This window comes from Orenia metallireducens, from assembly GCF_003001995.1.
GTDB lineage: Bacteria > Bacillota > Halanaerobiia > Halobacteroidales > Halobacteroidaceae > Orenia > Orenia metallireducens_B.
In genome coordinates this window covers 137609-162218 of sequence record NZ_PVNB01000007.1, presented here as the reverse complement: position 1 = coordinate 162218, position 24610 = coordinate 137609, and the positions used below count along the sequence as shown (strand labels likewise).

Here is a 24610-nt window from a genome sequence, read left to right as displayed (position 1 = left end):
TCACACCTGTTCTCATTTCGAACACAGCAGTTAAGTCCTCCAGCGCCGATTGTACTGCAGGGGCAGCCTTGTGGGAGAGTAGGTCACTGCCAGAATTATAGTGTTGGGATGTCGCCAAGCGGTAAGGCACAGGACTTTGACTCCTGCATTCGTTGGTTCGAATCCAGCCATCCCAGCCATTGCTTTGCCCCCATCGTCTAGTGGCCTAGGATACTGGGTTTTCATCCCAGCGACAGGGGTTCGAATCCCCTTGGGGGTACCACTAAGAGCAGTTTACAATTAACAGTGAACAGTTAAGTTCAAGAGCTTTTTAGAACTTAAGATTTTAACTGTCAACTGTACACTATACACTGTCAACTAATAATGCGGGCGAATAGCTCAGTTGGGAGAGCACCTGCCTTACAAGCAGGGGGTCACAGGTTCAAGTCCTGTTTCGCCCACCATTTTATTCAGTTAAGAATTAAAAGTTAAAAATTAAGAGTTATAAAGATTTTGGTTTCAAACTATTAATTCTTCACTATTAACTTTTAGCTAATATACGGGGATGTGGTGGAGTTGGTTACCACGCCGGCCTGTCACGCCGGAGGTCGCGAGTTCGAGTCTCGTCATCCTCGCCATTTATTTTGTTAGCTTCTAGTAGTTAGCTATTAGCTAGAGGTAAAAAGCAAAAACGTGCTAACTTAGCTCAGCTGGTAGAGCAGCTGACTTGTAATCAGCAGGTCGTCGGTTCGACTCCGACAGTTAGCTCCATATTTAGGGCCATTAGCTCAGTCGGTAGAGCACCTGACTTTTAATCAGGGTGTCGGAGGTTCAAATCCTCCATGGCTCACCATTTAAAAAGCAGTAATGACTGAAGAGTGAGCAGTTAAGAGAAAAAGAGTTAGTTTTCAAAACTGTACACAATACATTGTCAACTAAATAATGTCGCGGGGTGGAGCAGCTGGTAGCTCGTCGGGCTCATAACCCGAAGGTCGTTGGTTCGAATCCAGCCCCCGCAACCAAAATATAAGACGTTTCACTCGGAGCACTTGTAGTGCAACCAAAATAAAAATCTTTTTATAATAGGGAGTGCCCTAGGTGCAACCAAGAGTCAAATAACAAAACTAAATATTAAGCGGGAGTAGCTCAGTTGGCTAGAGCACCAGCCTTCCAAGCTGGGTGTCGCCAGTTCGAATCTGGTTTCCCGCTCCAAAAACATCGGAGCATAGCGCAGTTTGGTAGCGCACCTGGTTTGGGACCAGGGGGTCGCAGGTTCAAATCCTGCTGCTCCGACCATTTTTATTTTTAAATCTCTATGATATATAGAGATTTTTTTATTTTTTGTTTTTTCCTGTTTATTATAGAGCTTGTTAAATTAAAATTACTAGTTAAGATATTGCCTCTAATTATTAAACTTAAAAAAATAAAGGATTTAAATAAATTACAAAGAATTATATCATATTCCTATTATTGGTATGAGGATATTCTTATATTCAAGTAGTTTGTTGAATATATATAGCAATAGGTTTATTTAATTTTGGGGAGGTGAAGGTGTGGATTATTATATTTATGCAACCGACCATGCTATTGAAAGGTATCAACAGCGTCAAAAAGCAATTAGTCGTCAAAAGGCTATTCATAATATAGTAGAAGGTGTGAAAAGAAGCCGACTGATTGGCTTTGCTAAGGGAAAAAGAGAGATAAGAGAACATAGAGGTGTGATTTTTGTCTGTGAATTAGAAGGAGAGACGATGAATGTGATAACAATTTTAAATAGTAAAGCAGAGCTGAGGTTCATTGGATAAAATAAACTATAGGTCTCTAAAATAATGTTGTTAATAATTTCATTAGAACTTTATTTCTTGCGATTGGTGCAGATAAAACTATTTAATATATCTTCTATATAAAGACTATCAAAAGAATTTAGATAAATAAATTTATTAAGGGAGCTATGATTATGATAAAAGAAAAGATATATATATACTTTAAATGTTAAATATAATAAATTAATTTGATTGATTATAGAAATTAAGTATTGATTTGATACAAATAATTAGTTATACTATTAGTAAATAGATGAGAAGAGAAATTTAAGAGGAGATGAGAAGAGTGGAGTTGAGAAGAGTTATTGAGTCAAGTTTATTGTTGGCAGGGGGGTTTGTTTTACATCAAATTATGCCTCCTTTGGTAGCAGGAATGAAACCAGATATGAGTTTATTAATGCTGTTTATAGTTGTATTACTTTATCAAGATAAGAAATTAGTAATATTATCTGGATTATTAGCTGGGATTATTTCTGCATTAAGCACAACTTTTCCAGGTGGTCAAGTGGCTAATATGCTTGATAAACCTATCACTGCTTTAGCTGTATTGACTTTGATTTTATTGGGAGACTATTTTAAACTATCAAGAAAGTTTAGTTTGGGAATTATTGGGGTTTTAGGTACTATCATAAGTGGGACTGTATTTTTAACTACTGCCTCTTTGGTAGTGGCATTACCACAATCATTTTTGGTTTTATTTATTTCTGTAGTATTACCTGCTACTTTATTAAATACTTGTTTTCTGTATATGCTATATCCAATTATAGCTAAAATTAAAGGTCTTGTATCTAAAGTTGAATTTAATTCTGGAGAAGAGATAGTCTAAGGATTATATTTAAGCTGCTGACAGTTTTTTTGTCAGCAGCTTTTGTATTTTACAGAGAAGATTCAATTAAAAGCTAAGTTAATAGTCTGTATGATTTAAAAACTAGTCTCTAAACCTAAGAAAATAGCAGATTGATTATTATTAAAGCTCTTCTTCAAATCACTTTCTTTAAAATCAAAATTAGCTACCTGAACAGTATTTGAGGTAGTATCATCTGGTAGATATTTAGTGAAACTATAACCGATACGAGTAGTTAAATTCTCAGCTAATTTTATCTTTATTCCCATCTTAGCACCATATTTTTTTGTGATATCAGAGATCTGAGTGTCATTTTGGTTATTCTTAATTCTCCCATTTAACTTTACTTTAGGATTATAGGTGATTTCTCCAAAGCCAGATAATTTCTCATCTAAAGCTACTTTCCCAGTTCCAATTAAACTGATACTATGCTCTTTAGAAGAGACATTCATATCTGGAAAGTAATTAGATGATAGTTGAGTAGAACCATAATTATAACCAATTCCTACTTGACTACTCATCTTTTCAGTAGAGAATATCTCATTTAATACCATCAAGTCTAGGCGTTTAGCATTTAAATTGATACTATATTGGTCAATTTGACTGAAAGTATAGTTACCTTTAAAAGACCACCTATCTTTAAATTTTAACTCTCCTCCTAAGGATTTATAAGAGGTATCAGACTCTAAAATTTCAAGAGAAAGTGAGTTTTCAGCATAACTTGTAAGTTGAAGACTTACTATAATTGCTAGTGCGATTAAGGCTGTGATTAGCTGTTTCATATAATTCTATTTCTCCTTTCTTATTTAGCTTACATTAATTAACTTCTAAGTTTAAGTGTATAATCCTCTTGTTACTTATAAGCAAAAAGTTTAAGATTTACAGCTTCTAATAATTATTTTAGTTAAAGGGTTTTAATAGCTAGCTTAACAACATAATTATTAATTATAGCTATGATGGAGAGAGTGTTCTTTTAATAAATAGGATATAAAAAGGAATTTTTCTACCTGATATAGAATTATTAATTAAGTTAAGAATATTATAAATTTTATTTGAATCTATTTTCGATCTAGATATTAAAATAAGTGAAATTTTTTATAATTAAATCTTAAGAAGGGAGATGAAAATAAGGTGGCTATTGGAAATCTGATGGAATCGGAGATTAAAAGTATGGTTGACGAGGTATTAGAGAAGAAAGTGGATATCTGTAAGTGTGAACAGTGTAAGAATGATATAATTGCATTAGCCCTTAATAATATAAAGCCTAGATATGCAGGTAGTGACAATGGGAGAGTAGTAGTTGATAGTATAGACTTATCAAGTACACAGACTAAGATGGATATATATAGGGTAGTTCTTAAGGCTTGTGAAGAGGTACAGAGTAGACCCCATCATAATCGTTAATTACAATAGCATATTTAAATAAGTATAAAAAAAGTGACAATTAATTGTCACTTTTTACTTTATCATTGCTCAGTTATATTGATGATCTAATCTGTTCGAAATATATTATAAAAAGAGCTAAAATAAATTTTTTATTTTAATTAGAGAGGGAGATGAAGATGTGAGTAGGGTGGATAAGGAAAATTTCTCTTCTGAAAGTAATAAAACAAAAGAAAATTTTATAATCGATATAGATAAATTGATTTATAATAGAATCAGAAAAAGCTATTATTTGAAGCATACATTTATATCTGATTTTGGTCAAATTATTAGTAAGCTCTATAATAATTTGCGGGTTGAGGATGATAAAGAGAGTATAGATAAATTAGATAATTTTATTGACTATTTTTTTAAAGGAATTGATAAGGAGGAAGGTGGAGAGGCAAGGCAAGTTGAAAAATTAGAAGAGGGTGATAATTCTAAGTTAGACTTATATGAAGGCCTATTAGAGTTAATATCTGTTTTAAAAGATAAAAGCGATAGAGTTATTCTAGATTTTTTAGATACCTTTGTTAAAGTTCCTGATGAAGAACAGTTGAATTATATTACAGCTACTAAAATTATTATTAAAGCAGATGAGAAGTTTAAAAATAATTTTAATAATTTATCTAAATTGATCTATGCCACTGATATTATCTTAAATCTTTCTGTCGATAAAGCCACTAAAATTGAATTTTTTAATAAGTTATTTCTTAATATTATCAATATCAATAATCTAATAGGTATAAATGACTTCTTTACTCAGCTAGGGGTTAATGTTAAAGAATTGAAGGTAATCAATAGATGGTTATTTAGAAGGAGGTTAGAAAGCTTACCTACTAGTAGATTAGAGGATAGCGCAATAAAAGATAATAAAGAGTGGTTATATAAGAGCTTAGAGGTTAATACTGATTCTAATTTAGGTAAATCGATTGATAAGCTTTATGACCATTTAAAGGGATGGAATAATAAGGAGGCTTTAGATGGTTTTGAAGATTTTATCAGTAATCTTTTATATCGAGCTAAGAAAAGAAGTCCTAAAGGGATAAAAAATTCTATGAACTTACTCAATATCTTTCAAGATTTTGATGGAGCTAGTTTAGAAGATTATGAGAGATTATTCTCTACAATCTCTTCCTTTAAGAAGGTCAATTATAATATAACCTTTAATTGGCTAGATGCCTTTATTAAGATGTCACACATATCAAGGGTGAATTTTATCAAGGCTACTGATTTATTATTAGGGTTTGCTGAGACTGGGGATGGCAAGAATTTAGTTGATTTTGAATATACAGTGACCTCTATTTTAGACTTTAAAATGCTCAAGCAGAAGAATTTATTATTAAATAGATTTCTTGAACTGGTTGTAGAGTGTAAGAATCGATATGAAGTTAATGATATCTTAGATAAAATTGGTGTCAGTAACGGAAGGCATATAAATAGAAGAATCCTAGAAAGAGGCTTAAAGGAACTAAATAACAGATAAGCTATGACTTTTAAGAAGACTAAGAGAATTATTTTGGTCTTCTTTTTTATTATAGAATAGAAATAAGAAATCTAACTAAAGATAATACTAAGAAGAAAATCAAAGGAGAATTATCAAACAATGAATCCTTATATAGAGATATTAATTAGAACTCTAGTAGTTTTTATATTGTTGGTTATCCTAGCTAGGATAATTGGTAGAAAGTTATTATCACAGTTATCTGTCTTTGAATTTGTAACAACCATTACAATTGGTAGTGCTACAGGTACTTATGTTGTTGAAAGATCAAAGGGAAATGTGATGTTACTAAGTCCTATCATTTTAACAATCTGTGCCGTAGGTCTTGGTTATTTAACTTTAAAGAGTTTAAGATTTAGAAAATTAGTTGTAGGGGAGCCTGTCGTTATTATTCAAAATGGAGAGATTTTAGAGAAGAATATGTTAAAAGCAAGGTATAGTTTAGATGATTTAGAACGGCAATTACGGGGTAAGGGGGCTTTTAAGTTAAACGAGGTGGAGTTTGCTGTCTTAGAATCTGATGGGACTTTGAGTGTGCAAAAAAAGAGCTCCTATATACCTGTAACTCCTAAAGATTTAAATCTATCTACCACTTATAAAGGATTAGCTACAGAGATTATCAAAGATGGAGAGGTTTTAGAGCAGAATTTGAGGCAGAACAATTTAGATTTTAATTGGCTATATAATCAATTAAGAAAGAATGGGGTTTCAGATATTTCTGATGTAATGTTAGCTCATTTAAATACAGATGGGACACTCTATTTAGATTTAAAGAAGCAGAAGCCTGCTTATACCCAGCAAGTAGAAGATTAACTATTATTTATATTAACAAAGTCTGTTGTGAAACTATAATATATCTATGTTTTAACTAGGCAAGGGATTATTAATTGTAAAATTATAGGAGTGTCGATGAATGCCAGAATATATTGAGGTTATTTGGAAGACAATGGTAGTTTTCTTGATATTAGCAATTTTAACTCGATTAATCGGTAGAAAGCTACTTGAACAGATAACATTTTTTGAATTTGTAACAGGGGTCACTATTGGAACTGTTGCAGGTGCATATATTGTAAATGCTATTAAGGGTGCTTGGGTTTTATTAAGTCCTGTTATATTTACTGTCTGTACTATAGGATTGGGTTTTATATCATTAAAGAGTTTAAGAATTAGAAAGTTAGTAGAGGGTGAACCAGTAGTTATTATACAGAATGGTAAAATTTTAGAAGAAAATATGTTCAAGGCTAGATATAATTTAGATCAATTAGAGATGCAATTAAGAAATAAGAATATATTTGATTTTAATGAGGTAGAGTTTGCAATCTTAGAGCCTACTGGACAACTTAGTGTTTTAAAGAAGACTCCTTTCCTATCTGCAACTCTTAAGGATTTAAATCTATCCACTAATTATAAAGGAGTTGCTACTGAGATTATCAAAGATGGTGATGTTTTAGAGCAGAACCTTAAACAGAATAATTTAGATTTTAGTTGGTTGTATAATCAGTTAAGAGATAAGGGAATTAATGATATCTCTAAAGTTATGTTAGCTATGTTAAATACAGATGGTACTTTATATATTGATTTAAAAGGGGAGAAGCCTCAATATACTCAGAAGGTGGAAGATTAAGATGGTGATAAGTAAAAAAGTATCAGTGATGAAAGGGTGATAGTCTGTGGATAGGTTTAAAGTATTGGAAAAGGTTAAAAGTTGGGTCAAGGAGGTTGGTAGATTACAGATTGCTAGAATCCATGATAATTTTGAGGTCAGAAGCAAAAGCAATGAGCATGATTTAGTTACAGAAGTAGATGAATTATCTGAGAGGATTTTGATTGATTATATTAGAGCAGAGTATCCTAATCATTCTATTATCTCTGAAGAGAGTGGCATTGATAATAGAAGGTCAGATTATCAATGGATTATAGACCCTTTAGATGGTACAACAAATTATACCCATGGGTTTTCTTTATTCTGTATATCTATAGCCTTACAGTATCAAAATGAGACTATCCTTGGGCTTGTTTATCTTCCTAAATTAGAGTACCTATATTATGCTATTAAAGAAGAAGGGGCTTTTTTAAATGGTCAAAGGATAAAGGTCTCAACTACTGAGAGATTAGAGAAGGCTCTGTTAGTTACTGACTTTTCCTATTATCGTGATGAGAATCCTGATAATAATGCTGATTACTTTGATAAAGTTGTTAAACAGGTACAGGGGACTAGAAAGACTGGGAGTGCTGCTTTAGACTTGTGTGGTATAGCAGAAGGGACTTTAGACTGTTTTTGGGAGTTAGAACTCAGACCTTGGGATATAGCAGCAGGGGCTTTGTTAATAGAGGAGGCTGAAGGTAAAGTACTTACATTTAATAAAGAAGAGAAATTAACAATTATAGCAGCAAATAATAGATTATTGGAACTAATTATGAAGAAATTAAAGATATAAAGATTGAAAATAATTCTATACAGAAATAATTAAGGTCGATCTACTTAAAGAAACATAATCGTTCATTATAATTTTAAAATAGATAATAAACCTTATTGAAGTTTTTAAATTTCAAAGGTTAGCAGAACCAGTTTTTAATGTAATATAATTAAAAATAAGAGAATATAAGGTATATTTATCTTGATATAAGAATTAATATCTAAAAATTAAATGTTCAATTTTAGTATTTTTCTTATAAATATCCTTTTTTCTTGAAGGAAATTATCTTTTTATGTAGAAATATAGAGGTAATTTCCTTTTATTACATTAGGAGTTATTAATTTTTAATAGGTTGAATTAATAATTTTCATAGAATAAAATAGGCAGTTAACTGTATATAAATGTAATATAAGTAATATTAATGCTTTTGTTTTATCAAGTGATCAATAGTTTTAATATCTAAATTACTGTGATATTAATTTTTATTTAAAAAGGGGGAGTTAAGGAGGTATTTGTTTAGTTATAATTTACTAAAGGGTAAGGTTGATCGAAGATTTTAAGGGTTTAGAAGAGATATCTTTAAAGTGAAATTTTTTAATATAGTAGGGCTGGGGCACCCTATGATCTTGTAGTATTTGTATTATAAATCTAGTTTCTAGATAGTATTAGCTGAAATTTATATAATTTTTAATTAAATTTTGTTTATATAATAAAGGAGATGAGCTTTACGTTGGCAAAATTAAAAGATTTTTTTCACTTTAGAGGTCTTTACGCTAAGTTAGTTGTTATATCTTTGATTTTAGTTATAATGGTTATTTTGACTTTAGGCCTCTTTTCTTATTTTAATTTTAAGCAGACATTATTGGAGATGGCAAAAAGGGATTTAATGCTAATGTCAAGGCAGACTACTTCTGAAATTGCATGGCATATAAGTCAATCTTTGGTGGGGGAAGATTTAGAGAAGTTAACCTCTGAGGATATATTCTCTCTGAACAGTGAAAATATTAAGAGGATAATCTGGAATGGACGTTGGCTGGGGTTAGAGACTATCAGCTTTGCTGGAAATGTATATCTATTGGATTTAAATGGGAAGGTTTTATTCAATAGTCAAGATTTGAGTAAAGATATTGGAACAGAGAGTAATTATAAGGTGGATACCTATGAATTTAAAGATAATTATGGAGGTGAGAAATTTTTAAAAGATATTTTAAATAATCAGAAAAATATGACAGTAAAGAATGATTATTATAAATCCCTTAATAAGGATTTAATTAGAATAAAGTCCAATGGCTATATTACTTATGTAAGAAATGGGGAAGAGTATATAGCTTCATACAGTAAGCTCAATTTATTAAACTGGGTGCTGGTTGTTGATGGAAAGAAGGAGGATATCTTAGCACCTGCAAATGGAATAGGGAATATTATATTCTTCTTTGGGTTTGCAACAGTGATAGTTGTGACTTTTATTATATCACTAATTGCTAAACATATAAGCAGTTCCATAAATAGTGCTGTTGATTTTGCCAATGAGATTGCTAGTGGAAATTTATCTATCAGTCCTCTAAAGGTAGACTCTCAAGATGAAATTGGAAATTTAGTTGAACATCTCAACGATATGCGTAGTAATCTAGAGATTACAGTTACTAACATGAAGAATTTATTGGATAATGCAGGTCAAGGTTTTCTATCTATTTCTGGTAACTATTATGTTGATAAAGAGTATAGTGCAGAATGTAAGAATATCTTTGGGTTTGATATAGCAGATAAGAAACTTACCGATATCCTCTTTTTAAATCAAAATGATCGGATACACTACAAGAAGATACTTAAAGGAATATTCGGGTTTGCTAGTAATGGTAACTTAAATAAGAGTCAAGAGTTGATTAATCTGTTACCAAAGGAGATGGAGATAAATAATAATCATATAGAGTGTGAGTATAAGTTGGTAAAAAATAAAGATAATTTTAAACTGATGGTTATCCTAACAGATATAACTGAAAAGAAAGAGATTCAAGAGAGAGCTATTAAAGATGGCTTAACAGGATTGTACAATCAAACTTACTTTAAAACCTTATTGACTAAAGAGTTAGATGAGTCTAGTCAAAATATAAGGGAATTATCTCTATTAATGATTGATATAGATAATTTTAAAAGCTTTAATGATACCTACGGGCATCAAGTTGGGGATGAGGTATTGAGAAGCTTGGCTAAGGTATTAAAGGAGAATTTAAGAGGTGATGGTATAGTTGCTCGTTATGGTGGTGAAGAGTTTGCTGTAGTCTTGCCAGAAGTAGGTAGGGAAAATGCTATTAAAATAGGACGAAGGATTAACCGATTGGTCCGTAATATGGTTGTGAATTATGAGGAGTTAGCCTTAAAGGTGACAGTTAGTATCGGAGTAGCTTCTTATACTGTTGGACAGAGCTCTAGGTTGCTTATCACCAATGCAGACAAGGCCTTATATCAAGCTAAAATTGATGGTAAAGATAGGCTCTGTGTAGCATGAGTAGAATTAAATTCACATTTTAATAAAAGAGATATAAGTAAGATTTTTGTAGGGCTAAATTGAATAATATTCTTTTAAATATTCTCAAGGGTTTAAACCTTTGAGAATTTTTGCTTTTAGTCTATCATCTGAAAAATTAAATAAGAGCTATAGATCAAGGCGCTTTGGAGGGTTTTTAGTAACTGTCAGATAGTCTTAAACAAATATATTCTTAATAAACTTTAACAATATCCCTTTTCTTCAAATATAATAACTCTATAACTAGATAAAGAGGTGTTATGATGTCAAATAATAGTGTTAATATTTTTAAGATGCTAGAGGATAGTCAGGCTGTGGTCAATGGAGTTAATCAGTTATTAAATACAATCAAGAATTCAGAGAAGCAAAGTAGAAGTTCAACAAACTCTGCTCCAACTGTTAAGGAAGGTAGAATACTGGCGATTAAGATTATAGAAGGTGGAATAACTAAATTCGATTTTGAAGTTCCCCTTGAACTCTTAAGATTGAGTAAGAGATTTATATCTAAGGAAGAGATTCATCGTCTAAAGAGAGATTATAGTATAGATATCGACAAAATTATAAATAAAGCCAGTGCAAATCTTTTGAGAAGTAATAAAATAGTTGATATCTATAATGAAGATTCTGGTTTACAGGTAGAGGTCTCTGTGATATAGCAAGGCTTTTACATACAATTACCTAAAATAAAAAAGTCATCATAGCTTTATTAAAGCTATGATGACTTTTTTATTATCCTAACATCTTCTTCAAGTCTGCTTCAACATCACCGATAGTCTGTAAGTTGAAGGTATCTTGTAAGACTTTAACGACATTTTCACTCATAAATTCTGGGACACTTGGTCCAACATAGATATCTTGGATTCCTAAGTTGAATAATCCTAACAGAATTGCTACAGCCTTCTGCTCAAACCAAGATAAGACGATACTCAATGGTAAATCATTTACTTCACAATCAAAGGCTTCAGCTAAGGCAAGTGCAATCTTAACTGCAGAACCAGAGTTATTACATTGACCTAAATCGATATATCTAGGAATATTTGTTCCTGGTACATTTCCATAGTCTACATCATTGAATCTAAACTTACCACAAGAAGTAGTAATTAAGACACAGTCTTTTGGTAATGAAGTTGCTAATTCTCTATAGTAATCTCTACCTTTAGTTGGAGCATCACAACCAGCGATTACGAAGAATCTTTGGATTTTTCCTGCCTTAACAGCCTCGATAATTTCAGGTGCAATACCTAATACAGTCTGGTGATGGAATCCAGTAGTCAATACATCATCACTTTCAATATTAGCTACAGGTAAAGATAATGCTTTCTCAATAAGTGGACTAAAGTCGTCATTTTCAATCTTCTTAGCTCCTTCTAAGCCAGCAGTTCCATAAGTGAAGAATCTATCTCCATAACTTCCTCTTATAGGCATCAGACAATTAGTTGTTCCCAAGATAGCACCAGGAAATTCAGCAAAAAGCTTACGTTGGTCATACCAAGCTTTACCGACATTACCTTTTAGGTGATCATATTTATTTAATGCTGGGTAACCATGAGCTGGTAACATTTCAGAGTGAGTATAGATATTAATTCCTTTTCCTTCAGTCTGTTTTAATAACTCCTCTAAAGCATATAAGTTATGTCCAGTTACAACAATAGAATGACCCTCTACTTTATTTTGGCTGACTTGTACTGGAGCAGGAACTCCCAATCTATCAGTATGTGCTTGATCCAATAAGTCCATTACTCTAGTAGTAGCTTCTCCTACCTTTAGAGCTATTCCAATATGCTCTTCTAAGTTGAAGTTAGAGTTAGTTAAAGTAGTGTATAAAGCCTCGTGAGTGATATTATTAACCTCATCATCAGTATAACCAAGCTCTCTAGCATGAGTAGCATAAGCAGCTACACCCTTTAATCCAAAGATGATGATATCTTGTAAACTAGCGATATCAGGATTCTTACCACAAACCCCAACCTTGGTACATCCGCCTGTAGGTGTCTGCTCACATTGATAACAGAACATATCACAAGTCATCTTTTCTACCTTCTTTTCATTCTTATCATTTCCTTTAAAAAGTCCAAACATCTTATATTTCCTCCTTATATTTAATAAAAATTATTTGCCCTATTCATCACTTGCTATATAAATCATACCCTACTAATCTTATCGGTTCTGTGAGGTAAGTCACTTAGACTTAAATCTTTCACTTTATTGGGGTGTAGTGATAGAAAAAAAGTGATATAATTTAATGATATTACGACACTTTTTAATAGCCACTCCTTCAGGGCTAAAAACAAGCCCTTTGTGATAAATCCGCTACTGGCTACTAGCCTCTAGGTTTATAAGTTCTTAGCTAATAGCAGATTTATCACGGAGGGTTTATGATTTTTAAACCCGTAGGAGAGGCCAGAAGCTAGTAGCTAAACTGTCGCAATATACCCATTAACAGCCACTATTTTATATCTGAATTTAATTAGTAACAGGGATTAAAGTTAATTTTAGATGATAATCAGCTAATTTATCTAAGTTGGAGGAAATTTAATTATAATCTAGAAATATATATATTACTAGATTATATATTGTAATATTTGAATTTATTATGATTTAGGGAGAGAAGATCTGTGAATGATGAAAAGGGCTATGCCCTAATAATTGTATTGTGGATTATAGTTATAGTTGGGGTTATCTTTGCTAATTTGGCAGATGAGACCAATATAAATAATTTATTGACAAGAAATGATTTAAAGAGAAGAGAAGTAAGAAATGCAGCACTCTCAGGACTAATGTATGGTATAGATACTTTAAAAGAAGAGATTGATTATAGTGATATTGAAGGGATGATAGTTAAAGAGCTAGATTTTGAATTTGGTAGTGATATAGACTGTCAAGTGGAGGTAGAGGAGATTGGAAGTAGATTAAATCTTAATTATGATCCTTATCGAATACTATCTAGTTTAAAATGGTGGAGTAAAGACTTAACTGAGGAGATAGAGAAGAGTGATTTATTTCCTAACTTATCTTTTGCTAAGGAGATTATAGAGGAGAATTATGATAAGGATTATAAGAAATTTAGCTTTGATTTAGTTCCTAAAGAGGTTATTACTTATGGTAATTTTAATGTTAACTATTCCCGTTTAGACTCATTAGAGAAGTTATTAGAACTAAGAGATGTTGATGAAAGTCAAAGGGATATAATCATCCAAGAGCTTACTAGGCTTCGCAGAGAGGATAAAGTGATAAAGCTAGTCGATGAGCTCCCTAATTTAATTGCTGGTCTAGATATGACTAGCTTTGATAAGATAAAACCATATTTAAGTACAGAGGGCAGGATAAATATCAATTTAGTTTCTAAAGAGCTCTTAGATGTATTAATAGAGAGAATACTGATAAGCAGAGATAAAGACTCTAAATCATCCAGTCGTTATACTAGCCTGATTGTTAACTACCGTGATAATTATCAGATTAAAGACTTTAAACAGCTACAGAACCATCTCAATATCTTTAGAGGTGAAGAGTTTGATTTGCTTAATGTTTATTTCAGTACCTATTCAAAATACTTTTCTATTAAGGTCAAGAGTCTTTCTAAGGAGATGAAGATTCAGAAAAATTTAAAAATTATTGTAAAAAGATTAAAGACAAACAGGGATTCTTATAAGATAAAGATAATTAACTGGGCTGAAAGCTAAAAATGACTTATGGAGGCAGTTATGTTTTTTAAATCTATCGATGTTTTAAAGAGAATCAAGATTCTGTTATTGGTGTTGTTAGTTGTAAGTTCTGTCCACCTCTTCTTTTCAGTAAGAGGGCTTTTTGTAGATATTTGGGGGGACAATAAGGTAGACCCTATCTTATCGATGCTTCCAGTTTTAAAGAAGAGATTAGCTGATTTATCACCATTAGAATATGAATATTTGAGTAAGTATAAAGGTAGAGCGTGGCAGGATAAGATAAAAGAAAATATCTTCTTTGAAGATCAGAAGGTCGTCGTTGCATCACCTTCTAAAATACCATCTCATATCTTAAAACCCAAAAAGGTTATTGAGGAGAAAAAAAGAGGTCTTCCTTTTAGCTTAATAGCAATATCCCTTTCTAATAAGAAGGGGGATAATATGGCTATTTTATCTAATAAGTTATCATCATATACTTATATTGTAAGAGAAGGAAGGGTAATAGAGGGATATGAAGTTAGAGCTATTAAGGAGTCGACGGTAATTTTGAGCTATCAAGGAGAAGAGTTTACCTTGGCTTTATCTCAAAGGGGGAATAGAGGATGATTTCTGATTTAGATATTAACTTATTAAGACTCTTTCCTCAACAATTTTTGAAGGAGCATCGCTTGATACCAGTCAGAAAGGAAGAGGATATCATCTTATTTATCAGTGACCAGCATCCACCTTTGCCAGCATTGGATAATTTAGAGATATATACTAATAACTTGATTAAATATGAGGTTAAGTCAACAGATTTAGTCGATAATCTCGTCGAAGAGTATTTAGGAATTTCGACAGATACTGTAGAAGGGATGTTAAATAATATAGATTTTATACAATTAGATGACTATTCTAGCGTAGAGCTGGATACAGAAGTAGAGGATATAGAGGATTTGGCTCAAGAAGCACCTATTATTAGATTGGTCAATATTATTATCAATTCTGGTTTTAAAAGAGGGGCTAGTGATATCCATATTGAGCCCTTTGAAGATGAGATCAAGGTAAGATATAGGGTTGATGGTGTCCTAACTGAGGCAGAGTCACCCCCAAGAAAGCTACTGCCAGCAATTATAACTAGAATTAAAATTATGTCTAATCTCGATATTGCAGAGAAGCGTCTAGCCCAGGATGGTAGGATTAGGATAAGAACCTCTAATCGAGAGATTGATATCCGAGTTTCAATTACACCAACTCTCTATGGGGAGAGTGCTGTATTACGTTTATTGGATATGTCGGCTATTTTACTAGATCTTGAAAATATCGGTTTTGGTCCTAAATTATTGGCAGATTATTTAGCTTTGATTGGCCAGCCAAATGGAATTATCTTGGTAACAGGCCCTACAGGAAGTGGAAAGACCACTACACTATATGCTACCTTAAATTATTTAAAGTCTGCTGAAACTAAAATAATTACAATTGAAGACCCTATTGAATATCAGTTAGATGGTATTAACCAGATTCAAGTCAAGCCAGAGATTGACTTCACCTTTGCTCAAGGCTTAAGATCTATCTTACGTCAAGACCCTGATGTGATCATGGTTGGAGAGATTCGTGATATAGAGACAGCCAAAATAGCAATTGAGGCAGCCCAGACAGGGCATTTGGTATTTGCTACACTACACACCAATGATGCCCTTGGTACTGTCAACCGTTTACTTGATATGGGAATTGAGGATTATCTATTGGCTTCAACACTAAAGGGGGTAATAGCCCAACGTCTGGTCAGAGTATTATGTCCTCACTGTAAAAAGGAGTATCTTCCAGATAAGAAGTTATTAAAGAATATAGACAAGAGTTTAGCTGATGGGGAAAGGTTGTATAAGGCAGTTGGCTGTAAGGAATGTGGTCATACTGGCTATAAAGGAAGGACAGGATTTTATGAACTACTTAAAATTGATGATAAGATTGAAGCTATGATATCTCAAGCTAAGAGGATAGATGAGATTAAAAAGGTAGCAAGAGCAGAAGGAATGGAGATTATGTTAGAGAATGGTTGGAGTAAAGTTAAAGCAGGAAGCTCTACTATAGATGAATTGATTAGAGTAACTAGAAGTTAGGGAGGATGTTAGATGGTCAAATTTAGCTACAAAGCCATCAATGATAAGGGGCAAGAGGTTAAAGGTAAGATGGAAGCCCTTGATAGTGATGATGCTAAGAGGCGATTGGCTAAAGATGGGTTATATCTTTTTGAATTAGAGGAGCTTAAGGAGGGTTTAAGGTCTAGTAACTTTTCTTTTAATTTAGCCCAAAAAAATGAAGAGAGAATATTATTCACTCGGCAATTAGCCAACCTGTTAGTAGCAGGGGTACAGCTTGGAGAATCCTTACAAGTAATTATTGAGCTATTAAAGCCTGGAAAATTTAAGAGTGTAGCAAAAGAGGTATATGAAGCTTTAAAAGGTGGGCGTGGCTTTGCTGAGTCTTTAGCTAAATACCCAAGCTACTTCTCTAAAGGGTATGTAAGTATGGTTAAAGCTGGTGAAGAAGGAGGATTTCTTGATTTAACTTGTCAGCGTTTAGCCCAAAATTTAGAGGATAACCATCGTTTTAAATCTTTTATAATTACAAGTATGATCTATCCTCTGGTCTTATTGGTGGTCTCGATATTAGCAGTTATTGTGATGTTAACCTTTGTTCTTCCAAAATTCTTATCTATTTATGAGAACTATAGGCAGAAGCTCCCGTTATCTACTGAGATATTATTGAAAGTTAGTGATTTTTTAGCAACTTATTGGTTGCTTGTATTTGTTATTCCTATAGTAATTATCTTAGCTATTTGGTCTTATTATAATACTGAAGCTGGAAGAAGGAAGGTAGATGAACTATTGTTACAGCTTCCTTTTATAGGTGAGTTTATGATAAAGGTAGAGGTGGCTAGAATTAGTAGGACTTTAGGGACTATGCTTGATAGTGGAGTTAATTTGTTGAAGGCTTTAGATATCAGTTTGCAAGTTAGCTCTAATATTATCTTGCAAAATACCTTACAGCTAGCCAGAGAGAAGGTACAAAAAGGAGGGGCTTTGTCAGAGAATTTAAGTAATAATGGCTATTTTCCACAAGTGGCAGTCCATATGATCGGTATTGGAGAGCGAACAGGTAAGTTATCTGCAATGTTATTACAATTAGCCGATAACTTTGAGGAAGAGTCAAAAGCAAGTTTAGAGAAGATGATGAAGGTCTTTGAACCTTTGGTAATCTTAGTAATGGGTACGGTGATTGGCATGATGGTAGTTTCTATGTTATTACCGATGCTTAATATCAATTCTATATCGTTTTAGAGGAGGATTTTAGATGAATAAACTTATAAAAAGAGAGTCGGGATTTACTTTGATTGAGGTTTTAATAGTAGTTGTAATTTTAGGCTTTTTGGCATCTACTGTTGGTCCAGAGCTATTTGGAAAGGTTTCACAAGCAAAGCAGACAACAGCTCAAAATCAGTTGGATGTCTTTAAGTTGGCTTTAGATAGTTATCGTTTAGATAATGGTAGATATCCAAGTACTGAACAAGGTTTAGAAGCTTTAATTGAAGAGCCTAGCATCTCTCCGGCTCCAAATAATTGGAATGGACCCTACTTAGATGATAAACAGGTACCTTTAGACCCTTGGGGAAATCCTTATAACTATAAGAATCCAGGGGAGCATAATCAGCATAAATATGATTTATGGAGTTATGGATTAGATAATCAAGAAGGAGGAACTAAGGAGTCTACTGATGTTACTAACTGGTAAAGATGCTTTTACATTGATAGAAGTCTTAGTTGTAGTCATCTTAATAGGAATTATTTTAGGAGTTAGCTTACCTTCCTTTGGAAAGTTACTTGATAGTGTAGAGTTAAGGAGTACATCACGCAAAGTAATACAACTTTTAACTCAACTTAGGGTCAAGGCTATCAGTGAGTACTCTACTGAATCCTTAGAGTTAGCTGATGATAGATTGATCTATCAGGATAGGTCAGGGGAGTTGATAGAATTTAGCAAAGGGATTAAGGTGATTAGAGATTTAAAGGAAGATAATGAGATATGTTTTTTTGCAGATGGTAGTAGTTCTGGAGGAGAGTTTATTGTTGTAACTGCTAATAATCAAGAGTTTAGGGTCAAGATAAACCCGATAACTGGGCTAGCTTTTATGGAGGGAGATTGATGGATAGAGGATTTACATTGATTGAAGTCTTAATTGCGATGCTTATCCTAGGGATTAGCCTCTCTATTTTGGTGCAAGGTTTTATGGGAGTCAATGATGGAATAGAGCGTCGCAGAGATTATACTTATATGGCTAGCTGGTCTGAGAGTAAGCTCAATGAGATTGTATCTGGGGTTGAATTAGCAACCCATGGTGATTTTTTATATAAAGGCAATCTATGTTCTTGGAGTTTAGAAGAGGATTATATTGATGAAGGGGTTAGAGGATTGAAGTTAATTGTAAGATGGCTAGGAAGTAAAGGGGAGTATAGCTATTCTGTTAGCAGGATTACCCTTAATGATGATTGGGAGTAGGTAAATATGAGAGAGGAAGGATTTACTTTAGTGGAAATCTTAATTGCGGTAACGATTTCAGCAATTATCATGACTGTTACCTTTATTTTTTTTCAACAAAGCCTTTCTACTTGGGAGAGATCAGGGGCTAATAGTGACTGGCAACAGCATTGGAGGGTATTGGAGAGTGATCTACAAAGGCATCTTAATAATATCTTTCTTTCCCCACTTTATCAGGACAATCTATTTATAGGTGAAGAGCATAGTTTGGAGTTTTTGACTGTGGAGGATAAGCAGTTAAAGAGGATAAGCTATTTTTTTGATCCTTATCAGGGGCTTTTAAAAAGAGAGATAAGTTCTATAGATAAAGAGGAATCTCAGCAGTTATTATTCTTTAATAATTTAGAGATTGAAGGGGTGAACTTCTATTTTTATGATCCTAAAGATGATTACTGGAAAGGATATTGGTCTTATGAAGAGGAAGAAAGGTTACCTACTGCGATAAAAGTTCAGATTACAATCAAGAAAGTAGAGTTGCCACCTATAGTCATAGCCCTTTATCTTGGGCGTGAATATCAAGGATAGCGAGGTTTTATATATGAAAAAGGGAAAATTCAATAAATTAACTGAACAGATATATTCGTCAGTCAATAATCATTTAAAGGGTTATAGAAGTAGAGGCAGAAGATTACAGACTTATCTAGAGATTGGCGATGATTATTTGAAGATACTTCAGATAAAGGATAATCAGATTGTTTATAATCAATCTCATCTAACCCATCTACAGAAGATTTCTGCTTATTTGGCTGAGCTTAAATATAATCCTCAAGATCTAATATTGGTTATGCCCTCTAGTAAGCTATTTGTAGAAATATTGGAGTTGCCTAATGCTTCAAAAGAGAAGCTGAAAAATATTTTGAGATTTAAGTTTTTAGATAAGCTACCTAGCAGGGAAGAGGAGGTATACTTCTCTTATTATATTATTGAAAAGTCAAAAGATGGAGTGATAGTTTTGGCATTTGCTGTGCTTAAGGAGTTTCTCAATCCTATCTATTATTCTTGCTATGAAGAAGGGGTTAAAATTAGTAGTATAATCCCAGCTGCTTTAATCTATTATCTTTATCACCAGAATAATTTAAATAATTATAAAGAGATTCTCTATATTGATAAAGGGACTAACTACTACAACTTTATATTTTTTAGTAAGAAGGACTGCTATATTAGGGCTAGTAGAAGCCTTGATTTACAAGAAGAGGTTACTAAAACCACTTCCTATCTACAGAGGAGATACAAGTTAGAAGAAGCTCCTTTAGTTGTAGTTAATGGTACTAAAGTTGCTGGTTCTTCAAATTTGAAGGAAGAGGATTATGAGATAAATGATCATATCTGGTTCTATGGAGCTGAAGCTGTAGAAGGGTTTAGAGGTAATTGTCTAATGCAATACTTCTATGATAAGAAGCAGGAGTATATCATAATTAATTCCATTATTGTAGTAATAATTCTTTTTATTAACCTCTTGTCTTTTGGAGTGAATTGGAAGGTTGATAATGATAAGTTGGCTGCTTTAGATACTAAGCTATCAAAGCTTAACCCTATTATTAGGCAGATTGATCAGGTTAAAGGTGAGTATAGTAGAATCAATCAACAGATAAAGGATTTAGAAGATAATATTAACCAAACATATAACTACTTACCTTGGCTAGAGGAGCTAAGTAGGGTTTTACCTAAAGGGACTAAGATAGACCAAATACACTTTAAGGATTATCAGTTGAATCTCTTAACAGGTACAGCTCCATCTGCCATTGGGGTAATGAATAGCTTAGAGGAGTCTGGATATTTTAATAATCTAGAGTTTATCGGTAACATTATTAATCAAGGGGATGGAGAGCAGTTTAAGATTGTAGGTGAGTTAGTAGATGAAACTAAATAATCGGGAGAAAAGGCTGTTATTATTTGCATTAGCAGTTATGCTGACTGTCTCTATAGTTAAGTGGGGTATATTGCCAGCTATTAGGTATAAAAGAACCTTTGCAGTTACTTACATGAAAAAAGAGAAGCAATGGCAAAAGACCTCGATGCTCTTAAGGAATGGTCAAAAGTATCAGCATAAATTAAGAGAAGAGATAGCTAAGCTAGAAGAACTTAAATCCTTCACCTTTTCAGGAAAAGAGATTCAGGTTCAATTAAAATTATTGGAGACTGTAGATGGATTTTTGAAAGAGAGTGGCTTAGAGATTACTGATAAGAAGATTGAAGTAGAAGAATCTGAGACTGATAACCTTAAGATCGTTTATTATATTCTATCTTTAAATGGTAAATTAGAGCATTTGGTCAATTTATTGGAATCTTTAAATAATGCTAATAAGTTCCTGATAGTCGATAAGCTGATTATTCGCAAAGGTCAAGCTAGCAGGTATAATGATTTGAAGGTGAATCTACGAATCAAGGCGATCAATATAATAGATGAGGAGATTGATAATGATGGGGAAGAGAAAGAATAAAGGAATTTTAATTATACTTCTAATCTGTCTATTTACTAGTATATTCTCTTTATATACTTATGCAGAGACTAGCTTGGTCAGTTTAAGTGTCAGAAATGCTAATATAGAGGATGTACTTGTAATGCTAACAGAGCAGAGTGGGCTCAATTTGGTTCCTGATAAGGATTTAAAGGGGCAGGTTACCCTTAACTTAAAGAGGGTTAAGGTTCGAGAGGCTTTACAGGCCTTGACTAAGGCATATAATTATCAATTTAAGAGAATGACTGACAATACTTATTTAGTCAGCCAATTTGAGAATGAGAGGCTAAATATTTGGGTTATAGATGGTAAGGTTACTATGGAGGCTAAAGATGCTAACCTAGGTGATATCTTGTCAAGTATCTCTCAAATTAGTAAAGTAAATATGGTCTTATTTGGTCCTATTAGAGAACAGATAAATTTAAAATTGGATGATATCCCTATAGAAGAGGCAATCAATCTAATTTTGGCTGGGGGACGTTATACCTATATTAGAAAAGGTGATGTCTATTTAGTTGGTGAGAAGAATGTCAATAGTCCAGCCTCCTCGGTATTAACAGGCAGTGAACTGATTCCTCTAGAGTATTTGCAGGCAGAGAAGGTTTTGAAGATTCTACCTAGTAATATACCAGCTGCCAATGTGAAGGTAATAAATGAGCAGAATGCTATTATGGTCACTGGAACCCAAAGTGAGATTGAGAAGGTCAAGGAATATATAGCAAAGATAGACCAGAAGATTCCTCAAATTGTTGTGGAAGCTTTAATCATAGATATCTCCCACAAAAAAGGTGATAGCTCATCATTGAGTTTAAACTCTTACTTAGAAGATGATAAAGAGAGTATAACCCTGTTTGATAATGATTTAGGTAAATTTAGTTATAAATCAATTATTGATTTCTCTGATAACTTTAGATTAAATCTCCAAGCATTGATCTCTAAGGGGCAAGCTACTATTAGGGCGAACCCTAATATTACAACATTAAATGGGCAGGAAGCCACCATTGAGGTCTCTGATGTGACATATTATGAGGTTATCAATAAGGATGAAAATGGAAATGAAGAGATGAAGTATCAAAGTATTGATGCTGGGATTACTTTGGAGGTAACACCTTGGGTCAGTAATTCAGGCTCGATTACTTTAGAGTTAAAGCCTAGTATCAGCAATATGAAGGCCCAATACCAGAGCCGTCCTCCTGATATTGGACGTAGAGAGATCAGCACAACTGTTAGAGTAAAGGATGGACAGACTATTGTCTTAGGTGGTTTATTACAGGATAATGGCTCTAAAACCTCTAATAAAGTTCCTGTTTTGGGAGATATACCTCTGTTAGGAAGGTTGTTTCGTTCAGAAAGTGATGACTCTTCTAAAACGGAATTGGTTATGTATATCACTCCTCATATTCTACAAGATGGTGAAAGTAAGGAGGCTTATGAAAATATGAAGGAGATGAGCAAAAAGGCTGATGAAGTGGTTAATTAAATAATCGGATAAAGACTAAGCTCTTATTTTTTAAGAGCTTAGTCTTTTTATTTATAATGGCTACTCTAAATTTTCTCTTTTATACCTAAAATTTATCATATTTCTAGCCATAAAGTCAGCTTTTATGACATAAATATTATATAAAGTTAACAAAGGAGGATGATTTATGGCTAGAGGAAAGATCAAAAATTATTATCCTGGTGCTAATACAAGTAAGGGGTTTTATTCTTTTTATAATTATTTACCTTATAACTGTGAAAGGTTATTCATCATTAAGGGTGGACCTGGTACAGGAAAGTCTACCTTTATGAAGAGAATAGGGAATGATATGCTAGAGCAAGGTTATGATGTAGAATTTCATTGGTGCTCTTCAGATAATGACTCTTTAGATGGGGTTGTTGTACCTGCCTTAAAGGTAGCTTTATTAGATGGAACAGCTCCCCATATAGTAGATCCTAAATATCCTGGGGCTATTGATGAGATTATCAATTTAGGTCGTTATTGGGATAGAGATATATTAGAAGAGAATAAAGAGCAAATAGTCTTTTTAAGTCAGAGTATCAGTAAGTCCTTTAATAGAGCCTATGCTTATTTGGCTGAGGCTAAGTTGATTCATGATGAATGGGAAGATTACTACCTAGAAGGAATGGACTTTCAAAAGGCCAATCGACGAGCCCAGAAGTTGATTGATGATATCTTAGCAGAAACTGAATTGGCAGAGGAACTTGGTCCAGAACGCCATCTTTTTGGTAGTGCCTTTACTCCTAAGGGAGCTGTAGATTTTTTTGATAATATAACTGAGGATATAGAGGTGCGATATATCATTAAAGGCAGACCTGGTACTGGTAAATCTACCTTGATGAAGAAAGTAGCTCAAGCTGTTAGAGAGAGAGGTTTTGAAGTTAATTACTTTCATTGTTCCTTTGCTCCAGCTAGTATAGATATGATTGTAGTTCCTAAATTAAGTGTAGCTTTGATTGATGGGACTGCTCCCCATGTAGTTGATCCTGTTAGAACAGGAGACCAACTGATCGATATGTTAGACTGTGTTTCTGCAGAGGTAATTGAAAAGAATGCGATAAAGATTACTGGTGTTGAAGAACGCTATAGTATAGCGATGCAGAAGGCCCTTGAGGCGATTAAGCAGGCTAAAATGTTACATGATAAATTAGAAGAGCCTTATATTGAAGCGATGAATTTTGATACTATAGAAGAGAGAAGGGTTGCTGTGGTAGAGGAGATGTTATCTTTGGCTAAAGAATAGTATTATCAGTTATTAAAATATAACTCTTTTAAAAAAGAGTTATATTTTTCTTTTTAATAATACTATTTTTGATATGTTGGGAATAATATATAGTGATGTCTTTTTATAATTTTTAATTATTTATGGGATTAAAGATAGATATTAAGACAGTAACGAGAGAAGTTTTTTACTCATTACCTGTCACTTGTCACTGATTTATTGCTAGTTTTATCTTCTCAGCTATCATGATTTATAAAAAAATAAGAAAGGAGGGAAAGGATGGTGAGTAAAGATAATAAAGAACTTTGTAATAGAGTTGACAAAGATAAAGAAGAGATTCAAATGGTAGATTTCTTATCAAGCGAGGATATAATAGATGATTATTTATTATTTGCTGATCTCTTAAATGATGAAGAAGAAAAGAAATCCAAAGTAAAATTGAAACTTCACTATTAATGGTAGAATTAGTGATTGGATAATAAGGTATTTTTTTAAGGAATTTTAACCTTTGATTAGTAGCTATTAAATTTTGATAAAATATATCTAGGCAAATAAATAATTTTGTGGTATTATTATATTGCATTTGTTAAAGCCCAGATAGTCAATTTTTCAAATTTCTGCTTAGCAGATTTCTGGGATTAACGAATGTCTTTTTTATTATATATTTATCTTTGTTCA

At 32.9% G+C, this 24610-nt stretch carries 24 protein-coding genes, 9 tRNA genes and 1 rRNA gene; 32 read left to right on the top strand and 2 right to left on the bottom strand.

What is annotated here, in order from left to right; genetic code table 11:
* The 12 genes from rrf to BX659_RS07200 form a co-directional block, all read left to right on the top strand.
* Nucleotides 1–95 (top strand): 5S ribosomal RNA (gene rrf / locus BX659_RS07255); the annotation flags it as partial.
* A gap of 9 nt (nucleotides 96–104) precedes the next feature.
* Nucleotides 105–179 (top strand) — tRNA-Gln (locus BX659_RS07250).
* A gap of 7 nt (nucleotides 180–186) precedes the next feature.
* Nucleotides 187–262 (top strand) — tRNA-Glu (locus BX659_RS07245).
* Nucleotides 263–367: 105 nt separating this feature from the next.
* Nucleotides 368–443: transfer RNA gene (locus BX659_RS07240), tRNA-Val, on the top strand.
* 97 nt (nucleotides 444–540) lie between these two features.
* Nucleotides 541–617, top strand: a tRNA-Asp gene (locus BX659_RS07235).
* A gap of 57 nt (nucleotides 618–674) precedes the next feature.
* Nucleotides 675–750, top strand: a tRNA-Thr gene (locus tag BX659_RS07230).
* A 6-nt stretch (nucleotides 751–756) separates the two neighbouring features.
* Nucleotides 757–832: transfer RNA gene (locus BX659_RS07225), tRNA-Lys, on the top strand.
* 93 nt (nucleotides 833–925) lie between these two features.
* Nucleotides 926–1001: transfer RNA gene (locus tag BX659_RS07220), tRNA-Met, on the top strand.
* A gap of 113 nt (nucleotides 1002–1114) precedes the next feature.
* Nucleotides 1115–1191: transfer RNA gene (locus BX659_RS07215), tRNA-Gly, on the top strand.
* Between the two features lie 7 nt (nucleotides 1192–1198).
* Nucleotides 1199–1275: transfer RNA gene (locus BX659_RS07210), tRNA-Pro, on the top strand.
* 257 nt (nucleotides 1276–1532) lie between these two features.
* On the top strand, nucleotides 1533–1784 hold the full coding sequence (locus BX659_RS07205) for a hypothetical protein (protein ID WP_018249789.1): 252 nt from the start codon (nucleotides 1533–1535) through the stop codon (nucleotides 1782–1784).
* 304 nt (nucleotides 1785–2088) lie between these two features.
* Nucleotides 2089–2628 carry a tryptophan transporter gene (locus BX659_RS07200; RefSeq protein ID WP_097017329.1) on the top strand — a complete coding sequence of 180 codons (540 nt, stop codon included), beginning with the start codon at nucleotides 2089–2091 and terminating at the stop codon, nucleotides 2626–2628.
* A gap of 95 nt (nucleotides 2629–2723) precedes the next feature.
* Here the strand turns inward: BX659_RS07200 and BX659_RS07195 are convergent, their stop codons facing one another.
* Complete coding sequence (locus BX659_RS07195; protein ID WP_097017328.1) at nucleotides 2724–3428, bottom strand: hypothetical protein; 705 nt, start codon at nucleotides 3426–3428, stop codon at nucleotides 2724–2726.
* Nucleotides 3429–3777: 349 nt separating this feature from the next.
* Here BX659_RS07195 and BX659_RS07190 point away from each other — a divergent pair, with 349 nt between their 5' ends.
* The 7 genes from BX659_RS07190 to BX659_RS07160 all read left to right on the top strand — a co-directional run bounded on the left by BX659_RS07190 (nucleotide 3778) and on the right by BX659_RS07160 (nucleotide 11169).
* Nucleotides 3778–4050 carry a late competence development ComFB family protein gene (locus tag BX659_RS07190; RefSeq protein WP_097017327.1) on the top strand — a complete coding sequence of 91 codons (273 nt, stop codon included), beginning with the start codon at nucleotides 3778–3780 and terminating at the stop codon, nucleotides 4048–4050.
* A gap of 160 nt (nucleotides 4051–4210) precedes the next feature.
* The gene (locus BX659_RS07185; protein ID WP_097017326.1) at nucleotides 4211–5554 is read left to right on the top strand and encodes a hypothetical protein; all 1344 of its coding nucleotides are present in this window, start codon (nucleotides 4211–4213) and stop codon (nucleotides 5552–5554) included.
* Nucleotides 5555–5674: 120 nt separating this feature from the next.
* Nucleotides 5675–6385: a YetF domain-containing protein gene (locus tag BX659_RS07180; RefSeq protein WP_097017325.1), complete on the top strand. Its 711-nt coding sequence runs from the start codon at nucleotides 5675–5677 to the stop codon at nucleotides 6383–6385.
* A gap of 100 nt (nucleotides 6386–6485) precedes the next feature.
* Nucleotides 6486–7196, top strand: a complete 711-nt coding sequence (locus BX659_RS07175; RefSeq protein WP_097017324.1) for a YetF domain-containing protein — start codon at nucleotides 6486–6488, stop codon at nucleotides 7194–7196.
* A 46-nt stretch (nucleotides 7197–7242) separates the two neighbouring features.
* Nucleotides 7243–8010 (top strand): inositol monophosphatase family protein, encoded by a 768-nt coding sequence (locus tag BX659_RS07170; RefSeq protein WP_097017323.1) that lies wholly within the window; start codon nucleotides 7243–7245, stop codon nucleotides 8008–8010.
* A gap of 709 nt (nucleotides 8011–8719) precedes the next feature.
* On the top strand, nucleotides 8720–10495 hold the full coding sequence (locus tag BX659_RS07165; RefSeq protein WP_172431856.1) for a sensor domain-containing diguanylate cyclase: 1776 nt from the start codon (nucleotides 8720–8722) through the stop codon (nucleotides 10493–10495).
* A 281-nt stretch (nucleotides 10496–10776) separates the two neighbouring features.
* Nucleotides 10777–11169: a hypothetical protein gene (locus tag BX659_RS07160; protein WP_097017321.1), complete on the top strand. Its 393-nt coding sequence runs from the start codon at nucleotides 10777–10779 to the stop codon at nucleotides 11167–11169.
* Nucleotides 11170–11242: 73 nt separating this feature from the next.
* Here the strand turns inward: BX659_RS07160 and hcp are convergent, their stop codons facing one another.
* Nucleotides 11243–12592, bottom strand: coding sequence for a hydroxylamine reductase (gene hcp / locus BX659_RS07155; protein ID WP_097017320.1), 1350 nt, complete (start codon nucleotides 12590–12592; stop codon nucleotides 11243–11245).
* 536 nt (nucleotides 12593–13128) lie between these two features.
* Between hcp and BX659_RS07150 the strand changes: the two genes are divergently transcribed.
* From BX659_RS07150 to BX659_RS18980, 13 genes are all read left to right on the top strand, one after another.
* Nucleotides 13129–14193, top strand: coding sequence for a general secretion pathway protein GspK (locus tag BX659_RS07150; protein ID WP_097017319.1), 1065 nt, complete (start codon nucleotides 13129–13131; stop codon nucleotides 14191–14193).
* A gap of 21 nt (nucleotides 14194–14214) precedes the next feature.
* Nucleotides 14215–14781, top strand: a complete 567-nt coding sequence (locus tag BX659_RS07145; protein ID WP_097017318.1) for a hypothetical protein — start codon at nucleotides 14215–14217, stop codon at nucleotides 14779–14781.
* Nucleotides 14778–16274, top strand: a complete 1497-nt coding sequence (locus BX659_RS07140) for a GspE/PulE family protein (RefSeq protein WP_097017317.1) — start codon at nucleotides 14778–14780, stop codon at nucleotides 16272–16274. Before BX659_RS07145 ends, BX659_RS07140 begins: the two co-directional genes overlap by 4 nt.
* Nucleotides 16275–16286: 12 nt before the next feature.
* Complete coding sequence (locus tag BX659_RS07135) at nucleotides 16287–17495, top strand: type II secretion system F family protein (protein ID WP_097017316.1); 1209 nt, start codon at nucleotides 16287–16289, stop codon at nucleotides 17493–17495.
* Nucleotides 17496–17508: 13 nt separating this feature from the next.
* A complete protein-coding gene (gene gspG / locus BX659_RS07130) occupies nucleotides 17509–17946 on the top strand; it encodes a type II secretion system major pseudopilin GspG (protein ID WP_097017315.1) in 438 nt (145 codons plus the stop codon).
* Nucleotides 17930–18358: a prepilin-type N-terminal cleavage/methylation domain-containing protein gene (locus BX659_RS07125; protein WP_097017314.1), complete on the top strand. Its 429-nt coding sequence runs from the start codon at nucleotides 17930–17932 to the stop codon at nucleotides 18356–18358. Before gspG ends, BX659_RS07125 begins: the two co-directional genes overlap by 17 nt.
* Complete coding sequence (locus BX659_RS07120; RefSeq protein ID WP_097017313.1) at nucleotides 18358–18711, top strand: type II secretion system protein; 354 nt, start codon at nucleotides 18358–18360, stop codon at nucleotides 18709–18711. Before BX659_RS07125 ends, BX659_RS07120 begins: the two co-directional genes overlap by 1 nt.
* A 6-nt stretch (nucleotides 18712–18717) precedes the next feature.
* Entirely contained in the window at nucleotides 18718–19275 is a 558-nt protein-coding gene (locus BX659_RS07115) for a prepilin-type N-terminal cleavage/methylation domain-containing protein (RefSeq protein WP_097017312.1), read from the top strand.
* Between the two features lie 13 nt (nucleotides 19276–19288).
* Nucleotides 19289–20620 carry a PilN domain-containing protein gene (locus BX659_RS07110; RefSeq protein ID WP_097017311.1) on the top strand — a complete coding sequence of 444 codons (1332 nt, stop codon included), beginning with the start codon at nucleotides 19289–19291 and terminating at the stop codon, nucleotides 20618–20620.
* On the top strand, nucleotides 20607–21191 hold the full coding sequence (locus tag BX659_RS07105) for a GspMb/PilO family protein (protein ID WP_097017310.1): 585 nt from the start codon (nucleotides 20607–20609) through the stop codon (nucleotides 21189–21191). The genes BX659_RS07110 and BX659_RS07105 overlap by 14 nt, the downstream gene beginning before the upstream one ends.
* Nucleotides 21172–22689 (top strand): secretin and TonB N-terminal domain-containing protein, encoded by a 1518-nt coding sequence (locus BX659_RS07100; protein ID WP_172431855.1) that lies wholly within the window; start codon nucleotides 21172–21174, stop codon nucleotides 22687–22689. The genes BX659_RS07105 and BX659_RS07100 overlap by 20 nt, the downstream gene beginning before the upstream one ends.
* Before the next feature lie 166 nt (nucleotides 22690–22855).
* Entirely contained in the window at nucleotides 22856–23953 is a 1098-nt protein-coding gene (locus tag BX659_RS07095; RefSeq protein WP_097017308.1) for a PRK06851 family protein, read from the top strand.
* Between the two features lie 261 nt (nucleotides 23954–24214).
* Nucleotides 24215–24388 carry a hypothetical protein gene (locus BX659_RS18980; RefSeq protein WP_172431854.1) on the top strand — a complete coding sequence of 58 codons (174 nt, stop codon included), beginning with the start codon at nucleotides 24215–24217 and terminating at the stop codon, nucleotides 24386–24388.
* Nucleotides 24389–24610 lie beyond the last annotated feature (222 nt).

Bases quoted from the DNA above. Each gene is read 5' to 3' on its own strand.
- BX659_RS07195 (WP_097017328.1), bottom strand. From the start codon at position 3,428: ATGAAACAGCTAATCACAGCCTTAATCGCACTAGCAATTATAGTAAGT.
- BX659_RS07180 (WP_097017325.1), top strand. From the start codon at position 5,675: ATGAATCCTTATATAGAGATATTAATTAGAACTCTAGTAGTTTTTATA.
- BX659_RS07175 (WP_097017324.1), top strand. From the start codon at position 6,486: ATGCCAGAATATATTGAGGTTATTTGGAAGACAATGGTAGTTTTCTTG.
- BX659_RS07160 (WP_097017321.1), top strand. From the start codon at position 10,777: ATGTCAAATAATAGTGTTAATATTTTTAAGATGCTAGAGGATAGTCAG.
- hcp (WP_097017320.1), bottom strand. From the start codon at position 12,592: ATGTTTGGACTTTTTAAAGGAAATGATAAGAATGAAAAGAAGGTAGAA.
- BX659_RS07145 (WP_097017318.1), top strand. From the start codon at position 14,215: ATGTTTTTTAAATCTATCGATGTTTTAAAGAGAATCAAGATTCTGTTA.
- BX659_RS07140 (WP_097017317.1), top strand. From the start codon at position 14,778: ATGATTTCTGATTTAGATATTAACTTATTAAGACTCTTTCCTCAACAA.
- BX659_RS07135 (WP_097017316.1), top strand. From the start codon at position 16,287: ATGGTCAAATTTAGCTACAAAGCCATCAATGATAAGGGGCAAGAGGTT.
- gspG (WP_097017315.1), top strand. From the start codon at position 17,509: ATGAATAAACTTATAAAAAGAGAGTCGGGATTTACTTTGATTGAGGTT.
- BX659_RS07125 (WP_097017314.1), top strand. From the start codon at position 17,930: ATGTTACTAACTGGTAAAGATGCTTTTACATTGATAGAAGTCTTAGTT.
- BX659_RS07120 (WP_097017313.1), top strand. From the start codon at position 18,358: ATGGATAGAGGATTTACATTGATTGAAGTCTTAATTGCGATGCTTATC.
- BX659_RS07115 (WP_097017312.1), top strand. From the start codon at position 18,718: ATGAGAGAGGAAGGATTTACTTTAGTGGAAATCTTAATTGCGGTAACG.
- BX659_RS07110 (WP_097017311.1), top strand. From the start codon at position 19,289: ATGAAAAAGGGAAAATTCAATAAATTAACTGAACAGATATATTCGTCA.
- BX659_RS07105 (WP_097017310.1), top strand. From the start codon at position 20,607: ATGAAACTAAATAATCGGGAGAAAAGGCTGTTATTATTTGCATTAGCA.
- BX659_RS07100 (WP_172431855.1), top strand. From the start codon at position 21,172: ATGGGGAAGAGAAAGAATAAAGGAATTTTAATTATACTTCTAATCTGT.
- BX659_RS07095 (WP_097017308.1), top strand. From the start codon at position 22,856: ATGGCTAGAGGAAAGATCAAAAATTATTATCCTGGTGCTAATACAAGT.